At 31.5% G+C, this 9871-nt stretch carries 13 protein-coding genes; all 13 read right to left on the bottom strand.

Annotated features, from left to right (window positions below; all coding sequences use genetic code 11):
• Window positions 1–23: 23 nt before the first annotated feature.
• Complete coding sequence (locus A9G45_RS12965; protein ID WP_065572424.1) at window positions 24–605, bottom strand: hypothetical protein; 582 nt, start codon at window positions 603–605, stop codon at window positions 24–26.
• Window positions 606–614: 9 nt separating this feature from the next.
• Complete coding sequence (locus A9G45_RS12960; RefSeq protein WP_065572423.1) at window positions 615–923, bottom strand: hypothetical protein; 309 nt, start codon at window positions 921–923, stop codon at window positions 615–617.
• Between the two features lie 393 nt (window positions 924–1316).
• Window positions 1317–1865, bottom strand: a complete 549-nt coding sequence (locus A9G45_RS12955) for a hypothetical protein (RefSeq protein WP_065567029.1) — start codon at window positions 1863–1865, stop codon at window positions 1317–1319.
• Window positions 1862–2428, bottom strand: coding sequence for a peptidoglycan recognition protein family protein (locus A9G45_RS12950; RefSeq protein ID WP_065567030.1), 567 nt, complete (start codon window positions 2426–2428; stop codon window positions 1862–1864). The genes A9G45_RS12955 and A9G45_RS12950 overlap by 4 nt, the downstream gene beginning before the upstream one ends.
• 259 nt (window positions 2429–2687) lie before the next feature.
• A complete protein-coding gene (locus tag A9G45_RS12945) occupies window positions 2688–3389 on the bottom strand; it encodes a tetratricopeptide repeat protein (protein WP_065567031.1) in 702 nt (233 codons plus the stop codon).
• Window positions 3373–3774, bottom strand: coding sequence for a hypothetical protein (locus A9G45_RS12940; RefSeq protein ID WP_065567032.1), 402 nt, complete (start codon window positions 3772–3774; stop codon window positions 3373–3375). Before A9G45_RS12940 ends, A9G45_RS12945 begins: the two co-directional genes overlap by 17 nt.
• Before the next feature lie 34 nt (window positions 3775–3808).
• Window positions 3809–4096: a hypothetical protein gene (locus tag A9G45_RS12935; protein ID WP_065567033.1), complete on the bottom strand. Its 288-nt coding sequence runs from the start codon at window positions 4094–4096 to the stop codon at window positions 3809–3811.
• A 51-nt stretch (window positions 4097–4147) separates the two neighbouring features.
• Complete coding sequence (locus tag A9G45_RS12930; protein ID WP_065567034.1) at window positions 4148–5209, bottom strand: hypothetical protein; 1062 nt, start codon at window positions 5207–5209, stop codon at window positions 4148–4150.
• A 74-nt stretch (window positions 5210–5283) separates the two neighbouring features.
• Window positions 5284–5619: a hypothetical protein gene (locus A9G45_RS12925; RefSeq protein WP_065567035.1), complete on the bottom strand. Its 336-nt coding sequence runs from the start codon at window positions 5617–5619 to the stop codon at window positions 5284–5286.
• 106 nt (window positions 5620–5725) lie between these two features.
• Window positions 5726–6301: a hypothetical protein gene (locus A9G45_RS12920; protein ID WP_065567036.1), complete on the bottom strand. Its 576-nt coding sequence runs from the start codon at window positions 6299–6301 to the stop codon at window positions 5726–5728.
• A 9-nt stretch (window positions 6302–6310) separates the two neighbouring features.
• Window positions 6311–6886, bottom strand: coding sequence for a hypothetical protein (locus A9G45_RS12915; RefSeq protein ID WP_065567037.1), 576 nt, complete (start codon window positions 6884–6886; stop codon window positions 6311–6313).
• 9 nt (window positions 6887–6895) lie between these two features.
• Window positions 6896–9292 (bottom strand): glycoside hydrolase family 19 protein, encoded by a 2397-nt coding sequence (locus A9G45_RS12910; RefSeq protein WP_065572422.1) that lies wholly within the window; start codon window positions 9290–9292, stop codon window positions 6896–6898.
• A 145-nt stretch (window positions 9293–9437) separates the two neighbouring features.
• Window positions 9438–9871, bottom strand: a 434-nt coding sequence (locus A9G45_RS14540) for a hypothetical protein (RefSeq protein WP_176701614.1), incomplete at its 5' end; no start/stop codon positions are given.

The following is a 9871-nucleotide window of genomic DNA, read 5'->3' as shown; positions in this document are numbered from 1 at the left end:
TGTCTGTGGCTAATTCGATTTCATTATTGTCTTCCTTCTTTATTAAGATATTCTATTAATCCCTCTTTCGTTGAAAATTCGCAGCGTTTTTCTGTTTTAAAATTATCTATACAACTGATTTTTGATATAAAAGCATCATCTCCTATAAAATATAATGCTCTTAATATACCATCATCTTTTACAGATAAAGGTAATTCTATAAAACGATACCATATCGTTAGCCCTGTACCTTCTTTCAATAAAATGTAGATATATTTATCACCGGATTTTTTTCTAGTAAATTCGAAGGCACTTACTACTTCACTATTTCCATATTGATATGTATAAACTTCTACTACTTTATATAATTCTCTATTATTATTAGTTAAAAAATAAACCTCTAAATTACGTCTTCCATCATCAAAAGTATTGCTAAGAAATAGAGCAGTACCTTTCTTACCTTTATATTCAACATCAATTGGTGGATGAGCGATGTTATTATATTTGGGAAATCGATATTCTTCTGGAATATTATCTAAATCCTCATAGGAATCGGAATTGGCATAGGCATTTTGCCCTGTAAAAATTGAGCTTAAGAATATAAACAACATTGTTTTGAACTTCATTGTTACTCCTCATTCAAAAGAAATAGAATCAAAAACTTTTTCTTTTTTTATTTTTTCAAAGTTTCCCCGACGGTTTTTATAAGTTTTCGTTTTTTTATTAATGACTTCTGTAATTTTATCAACATGTTCTCCTTTATCTCCGTTATCTGCCTTTTCGTGTAAGTCATATTTCAACCAGAAATATACTGCAGATAACAATAAATAATCCTTGGAAAGAAGCAAATCGGGATTTGCAACAAAATCGACCTTAGTTTTATACGTTTTTTCATACCAATCGGTTAATCCTTGATAATTTTCTTTACCCGTTAACTGAAACATACCTCGTCCTCTGAATTTCCAACCATCACCACTTACTAATGTCCTTGATAATCTTTTTCTTTTACTTGACCATTTGGATAATAATCAATAAGAAATGAATAACAAAAAGGAGTATTTGAATTACTTGATATTATTTATGATATGGCGTAAGGATCAAAATTTTCCTTAACAGAGTTGGCAAAAGAATGACAAACAATAAATAAAGAAATGGGTAGTAAAATAATTATTTTTTTCATTATGCAACCTTTTAATAAAATTTTTCAAGAATCCTTCATATAATTTTTGAGCAATTTGGATAGGCTACACTAATTAGTACCAATCACCTATTAAATATAAAATGAATCTATAACATTATCTTTTGATACTAAAAAGTGTAGATATACGAAAAACAACTTAAAATTTATCTAAATATGCACATCCCTCAAGTATTTCACCTTTATAGTCAATAAAAATTTCATATATTGACGTTAGTTCAGCAAGATTTTCCTCACAAATATTTCCTTTAGGAAGGCCACGAATTAAACCGTATACAGCATCTTCGGAATGAAAAACAGCCACAAAATTATTTGTTAAAGAGGAATTTTTTATATCTATAGTAATATTTAAATTTTCTTCTTTTTCAATGAAAAGTTGCAATTTATTCTTACTGATTTTAGCGTTCCAAAATGGTTCATAACCACTCGCATAAAAACCTATAGAATTTTTGTTGATTTTGTCCCAAAAAATAGGTGGAGATAACATATCTATTTGTTGCATTTCCTGTAATTCTGACAGATTTATCCAATTTACCTCTCCATTTTTAAGATTTAAGAAACTTTTTTTATCATTTTCGGTATTAATAGTTCCTAAAGATAAATATTCTTGATTAAAAGAATTTGTGTATACCTCTTGAGCTAATAATAAATTAGGTAATATTAAAAATAATAGAATTACTTGCCTCATATAATAATCTCATTTTTTGTGGGGTTTCCTGATAAAATAGGTGGCCAAGAATATTTATCGTTGCCAAAAGGAATTTTTGATTTGCTATATCCCCAATACCATTCATGTTCAAAATGGGGGATATCATCTATAGGCACATTTTTACTCCTCAAAGTAGAATAAAATTTATTATAATCAAAATCTGTAGGATCACCGTGACCATTTGGAATGCCTCTATCAACTTCAATATGAGGAACTATAATTGGCCAACACCCTTCAATATTAGCGGCTTCAATATATAAATCCGCAAGAGCTTGATATTGGCTATCTGTAGGAGTATCAGGGCTTTTATAATTAATTTCAACATGGAACATTCTTCCTTTTAAATTATATCTAGACTCAGCTTTTGTTGCCCACACATTCTTTTCAGTGAAAGGCCATATCTCAATGATATCACCGTTTTTCATAATATATTTATGGGCTTTACTCCTTATTTTTTTATTTTGATTATTAACATTATTTTTTGCTTTAATAGCCTCCTCAGTCATATTTCCATCAGTACAATGTAAAACAAAAATAGCCATGATACTCCGTTAATTTATCCAAATAACGAGTAACTCTACCTACTGGTAAACTTACGGCAATATCAATGTCTAACACCTCACGGTTAAAATCATCTATCGTATCGAAGACTCTAAAACGGTGCTGAATTTCCAGTCACTGCCAAGCTCTTGACAAAATAGCTCCAATATTATTCATACAGTGGATTTTTTGTTGATTTATTTTTAGTTTTTTAGGTGCTTATTAGGATTTAAGGTTATTGTAACTATATTTAAATCAACACTACTTCTTTTTCTTCACCTTTATGGTAGAAGCTAAATGACAAGCATCATTAAAATTATTTTTACAGGCACGTTTAAACCAATATAGTGCTTGGTTGTAATTTGAACTTTCTTTTTCAATTAAACCTAAATTAAGTTGGGCGTAAGGGTCATTGGCTTCAGCGGCTTTTTTATACCAATAAATCGCTTTTTCATAACGTGCGTTATCATTGGCTTCAATTAAATATAAATTACCTAATTCAACTTGAGCTGGTGTATAACCTTGCTCGGCCGCTTTTATTAACCAATGTCTGGCCTCAATTTTATCGTATTTATCGTAATCAACCGAAAACCCAAACTGGTATTCTACCCATAAATAGTATTGAGCTTGTACATGATTTTGCTCCGCTGCTTTTTTTAACCAGTCAATAACTTCGCCATATTTTTTCAGCCTTCTATAAACCATAGCTAAAGCAAATTGCGCTTTTGCATATCCTTGGTCTGCTGATTGTTTATACCAATAAACAACCTCGTCATCATATTTTTCTTTATCAATACTCTGAGCAAACAATAGATTCGCTAAAGAATATTGAGCAACCTTATCACCACTTTTAGCTTGTTTAATTAAATCATCTTTGTTGCTATCTGCCATTACACTATTTACATTGCATAGCATAAAAAATAGCATTATTACTAATGCTAGCTTTTTATTTAGGTATTTCATTAAGTTCTTCCTGTTCTGTTTCATATAAATCATCATAATTAAATATTTTTTTAGTTAAAACCTTACCATTTTTGTAGGTTGTAACAATTTTATAATCTTTACCATACTCATCAGGATGATAATAGGTAGAACGAACAAGCTTTCCTGAAAAATCATATTCATACCAGTTTGCCACTCCAATACCAGTTCCATTATAATGTCCTTGGCAACCTTTTTCTTTTACTTGACCATTTGGATAATAGTCAACTAATAAGAAATAACAAAAAGGAGATTCTTGAGTTATTGAGGTTATAGCATAAATCCTCAAGCTTTCCTCTAGAGGAACAGCAAAAGCGTGGCCAACAATAAACAGAGATAAGAACGGTAAAATAAATCTTTTTTTCATTATGCACCTTTTTAATAATGTTTTTTTATGTTTTTTAGTAATCCTTCATATAATTTTTGTTTGAGCTCCTTAATACCTGAAGGATTTCAAGTTGTTCTTGGTTCAGCTTTTGCTGTGGGTTACTTTTAGAATCTTCTGGGAACCTTTCAATTTTTCTTCTTAACGCTTCAAAATCTTTTTTTTCTGACTGTTGTTTGCTTGTTTCTAACGTGTTGATATAAGCATCAAGTTTTGTTTCGTCGCCTTCCGTTAAATAATCCAATACATTGCTGACATTTTCTGTCATTTCACTATTTAACGCTTCCCATTGTTGCAGCAACACACCGTCTTCACGCCTTTGCCTCTTCGCTCTTGGTTGGTAACCAAATCAACTTTATATGTATGGCCAGCTCTTAAAAGCATCCGAGCTGATCCATTTAATTATTTCACCGTGTTTTTTACTATTATAACTCACCTTAAACCAGACATTAGAGCTGGACTCTTTATTCCAAGACACATCCAAAATGTTGACCAAATCGTTCTGCACTAAATACATATCAGTGAATCGACCATTTGGGGAATCATAAAGTTCAGCTTTTTCTTGCTGAATATAAGATTTGATACTAGGTTTTATGGTCGATTTATTTAATAGTGCTAATAAAGCCTTTTTACCATAAAAAGTAATGCTCCCTTTTGAATCAATGATATCTAATCCAATAAAACCTTTAGAACGTGCTTTTGCCATACGTTGATAAATTTGTGACGTTTTAAAATGGTATTCTTTTTTCTTATTCGCCATAATAACGGTATAATTATCATTAAGATAATTGTCATATGAAGCATAACGTCGATAAAAATTGATATCATCTATTTTACCGATAAACACATCAAATTCTTTATCAACTAAAAATGTATTCGTTTTGGGAAAATAGATATCATAGAACACGCCATATAAGTGAAAATCAGGAAATGAATATTCAATTTCATCTTCACCAAATCCATCTTTGATAATATGTTTATCGCCACAATAGGAGTATTTGGCTTCCCGACCATTTTGAAAAAATTTGCTAATATACGAGCAATTAATTATTAAATCATTATTTTTGATCGTAATAGGGAAATTTACTTCAGTTGGCACCGAGGACGACATAGAATAATAAAGAGTGGGCTTATTATTCCATGCATCAAATCGAATATACTTCATTCCCCATATTCCTGTTACCTTTTTAAATAATTTATTAAATTTGTTGGCATGTACTTCTAATATGCCTTTTTTTGAAAAACCATGTCCCTTTTCAGCGCTTTCATCATCACAAAGGTAATCTATGAACTGATAAGATTTAGCATTAATACGCAACCGAGCCTCGTATACAGATGTTTTATTTAAACAGGGCTCTTTAGCATCACAAATAGCACTGGTTGTCACCATGGCTATTAATAGTATTATTTTCTTCATATTAAAAATCCTCTGTTAAATTTGATGTCTGCCTAAGAATTGATTCAAAACGCTCAGCAAAAGCGGCTATTTCACTAGCATAGAGAGCTAGAATTGTATTGCTTGTCTAATATTGTTAATGTTTCTTTTATTGTTGGCGTGTATTGTTCAAGTGATGCATTATCCTTATTTCTGCTTAAGGTTTTTTTAGCACTCAGATAAATGTCTTTCAGGCTGGCATTTTCTTTAACTTGCTTAAAATCAAACCAATCCCAGCAACTCACTTTTTTCACACCTTCGCTTTCGGTTGATAGCCAACCAGGCGAGATAGTGTTATTTTTATCGTCAAGGGCTTTTTCTATGTATACCCATAAGGTATCTTGCTCATCCACCGCTCGATTGGCTCTTGCTTTAAAATGATTATCATTCATATTAAGTAAGAGCGGTGTGTCAATAATCAGTTTGCTACTAGTTAACTGGCTGTCTTGTAATGGGTGTTCACTCCATGCCTCGGTGTCTGTGGCTAATTCGATTTCATTATTGTTTTCTTTCTTTATTAAGATATTTTATTAATCCCTCTTTCGTTGAAAATTCGCAGCGTTTTTTTGTTTTAAAATTATCTATACATCCAATTTTTGCTACAAGAGCATCATCTCCTATAAAATATAATGCTCTTAACACACCATCATTATCAATTAATACTGGTAATTCAAAATAACGATAGTGTATGCTCGATTTAAAAACTTCTTTTGTTAGAATTAGGATTGATTTGCTTTTGGTTTTATTCTCTATATATTCATATTCAAAGATACTTAATAATTCATCATATTGATATGGGTAAATTTCAAATGCCTTATATAATTCTTTGTTATTATTAGTTAAAAAATAAACCTCTAAATTACGTCTTCCATCATCAAAAGTATTGCTAAGAAATAGAGCAGTACCTTTCTTACCTTTATATTCAACATCAATTGGTGGATGAGCGATGTTATCATATTTAGGAAATCTAAATTCTTCTGGAATAGTATCTAAATCCTCATCGGAATTGGCATAGGCATTTTGCCCTGTAAAAATTGAGCTTAATAATATAAACAACATTGTTTTGAACTTCATTGTAACTCCTCATTGTCTTCCTTCTTTATTAAGATATTCTATTAATCCCTCTTTCGTTGAAAATTCGCAGCGTTCTTCTGTTTCAAGATCACTCATACACCTGATTTTTGATATAAAAGCATCATCTCCTATAAAATATAATGCTCTTAATATACCATCATCTTTTACAGATAAAGGTAATTCTATAAAACTATACCATATCGTTGGCCCTGTACCGTCTTTCAATAAAATGTAGATATATTTATCACCGGATTTTTTTCTAGTAAATTCGAAGGCACTTACTACTTCACTATGTCCATATTGATATGTATAAACTTCTACTACTTTATATAATTCTCTATTATTATTAGTTAAAAAATAAACCTCTAAATTACGTCTTCCATCATCAAAAGTATTGCTAAGAAATAGAGCAGTACCTTTCTTACCTTTATATTCAACATCAATTGGTGGATGAGCGATGTTATCATATTTAGGAAATCGATATTCTTCTGGAATAGAATCTAAATCCAAATAGGAATCGGCATAGGCATTTTGCCCTGTAAAAATTGAGCTTAATAATATAAACAACATTGTTTTGAACTTCATGGTTACTCCTCATTCAAAAGAAATAGAATCAAAAACTTTTTCTTTTTTTATTTTTTCAAAGTTTTCCCGACGGTTTTTATAAGTTTTCGTTTTTTTATTAATGACTTCTGTAATTTTATCAACATGTTCTCCTTTATCTCCGTTATCTGCCTTTTCGTGTAAGTCATATTTCAACCAGAAATATACTGCAGATAACAATAAATAATCCTTGGAAAGAACCAAATCGGGATTTGCAACAAAATCGACCTTAGTTTTATACGTTTTTTCATACCAATCGGTTAATCCTTGATAATTTTCTTTACCCGTTAACTGAAACATACCTCGTCCTCTGAATTTCCAACCATCACCACTATCAATATCACCATTCCCCATTCTATTTCCATATGCTCGATTTGCTATGGCTTCTTGATCTGCAGCATGCGGATTCTTCTCTGGTTTATCTACTCGACCATATAATTTTGCTTCACTAGGATTATCACTAAAATACGTAAAAACACTTAACGCACTGTAACTATAATTTAAGTTTTCAGCGGATGAAGTGCATCCAGTCCCGACTTCTTGCAAACTTTGAGCAAAAAAATGGGTCAATCTTAATTCAGTATCAAGACAAAATAATTTATAGTTTTTGTTGATATCACGAGCTATATTATTTAATGTTTCATTATCTGCTTGCGTAAAAATACGTTTTAACATATCAGCTGTTATACAAAATTTCGGTTTGAAATTAAATAATGCTACCGGATGAATAAACCACGCTTTACCATCAGCATTCAGGGTGGCAGGTGCGATGACATCGGCTTGTGCTGTTCCGCTATTTTCAGGGGGCGTGTCGTTTGCTTGATTTAGCTTCGCTAAGCTTTTAGCAACATCATCCCACCATAACATTTTCTTGATTTTCTCTTTGGTTTTGTCCCAAGCCATGACTTTGTCTTCTAACTTTTGTACCTTTTTATAAATTTCGATTTGTTCTGCGTTCAATTTCTGCTTTGGATTGCTTTTGTAGTCTTTTGGAAATCGATCAATTTTTCTTTTTAGCTCTTCAAAACCTTTTTTTTCTGACTGTTGTTTGCTTGTTTCTAGCGTGTTGATATAAGCATCCAGTTTTGCTTCGTCTCCTTCCGTTAAATAATCCAATACATTGCTGACATTTTCTGTCATTTCACTATTTAACGCTTCCCATTTTGGCAATTTGCCTTCTGAATCAACTTTGCCATACCATTCACTTTCATAATGGATTAACAGGCGACCCAGTGATGAGGCTAATATTGGCTTATCAATAAGCCCTTTAAAGCTGTCCGTTGTTATCATCGCATATTTTTGTGAATCAGCACTGTGTTGTTTGTCTAATAGTGTTAATGTCTCTTTTAGTGTTGGCGTGTATTGTTCAAGTGATGCATTATCCTTATTTCTGCTTAAGGTTTTTTTAGCACTCAGATAAATGTCTTTCAGGCTAGCATTTTCTTTAACTTGCTTAAAATCAAACCAATCCCAACAACTCACTTTCTTCACACCTTCGCTTTCAGTTGATAGCCAACCAGGCGACATAGTGTTATTTTTATCGTCAAGGGCTTTTTCTATGTATACCCATAAGGTATCTTGCTCATCCACAGCTCGATTTGCTCTTGCTTTAAAATGATTATCATTCATATTAAGCAATAGTTGTGTATCAATAATCAGTTCACTGTTAGTTAATTGACTGTCTTGCAATGGATACTCACTCCATGCTAGGGTATCTTTGGATAATTTAACTTCAGCATTAAATTTTACTTTTTTTGCTATCTCCTTAGTATTTTTAATCCATAATGATTTTGTGTCAGTTTCAGAGGTTTTAATTTCTATTTGTAGCCAGTTTATGTTGGTTTCTTTACTAAGCACCTTTATTTTGCTGCCTTTAAGTGGTGTGCCAACGGTGGTGTCGGCTTGACTTGGGCGCATCAGTATTTTGGTGCCTTTGGATAAGGCTAATAATGTTTTTTCTTCATCAGCTATTTTACTCGCTTCAGCTTGAGTTTGGGTTATGTAATTGGGTAAGTCTTCACAGGTAAAACACTCAACATGTAATGTAGGTTTAAAGTGGCTGTTTTGCATCCCTTTTTCAGATGGGAGAGTGTCTATATCAATATAATTTCCCTCTTTATCTTTTTCTTTATCTATCGCCTTATCTTGATTATGACCAATATGTCCGACTAAATCACCAGCTTCAATTGGAAAAGGCTCATCTAATACCACAACTTCATTATATTTTTTCCCTCTAACTACATTTTCAAGACAATCAAAATAAACATATTTTTTTTCTGTTGGTAAAGGAATCGTTGGTTTTCCATCTCGAATCACTTCAACTAATTCAACATAATTCTTTGGCGCTTTGGTACCTGCTATTTTAATTTGAGTACTTTCAGGTAGCATGGAAATAATATTTTTTTACTTTCATCCTTTATTCTTAGCCCTTTTGTTTTCTAATTGAATTGTTTACTAAATTTGGAATATTTACAGTACAAGGCAAGCCCCAAAACAAAGTGCATAAGTTTTAAAATAAACTTCATTTCTCCAGTTAATTTTCTACCTGGTTTAGCTTGTTATCTATTTTTTCTATTTGTTGTTTTATTTGTTCCGTTAAACAACGGGTAATTTTATGGGTAAAGGTGGTAGCTTCATTATGGTAAACTGGTGGCGGTATCATTAAACAAGCTTTATTAATTTGCTTATCTATTACCTCAATAGAATCTTTTGGCTCGTTTTTTTTTGCTTGAAGTAATGCTAATTTTTTAACTAAAAGGTCATGATAATAGTTGTAAGATTCTATATTGCAAGTCGTATTATATTCATCTTGATAACAAGTTCTAAGTTTATCCGTTTCAAAATTTGAAGGCCCAGATTTATCGAGCACTTCAAATTGATCTGGATAAATAATACGATATTTATAACCATCATCAAATAAAAATTCTTTAAGCTTAAATTGCAAATTTTCTTTATCAATTTGATAAT

The sequence above is a fragment of the Gilliamella sp. HK2 genome (assembly GCF_001690265.1).
GTDB lineage: Bacteria > Pseudomonadota > Gammaproteobacteria > Enterobacterales > Orbaceae > Gilliamella > Gilliamella apicola_C.
The sequence above is the reverse complement of the archived record's forward strand: the minus strand, read 5'-3'. Positions and strand labels throughout refer to the sequence as shown.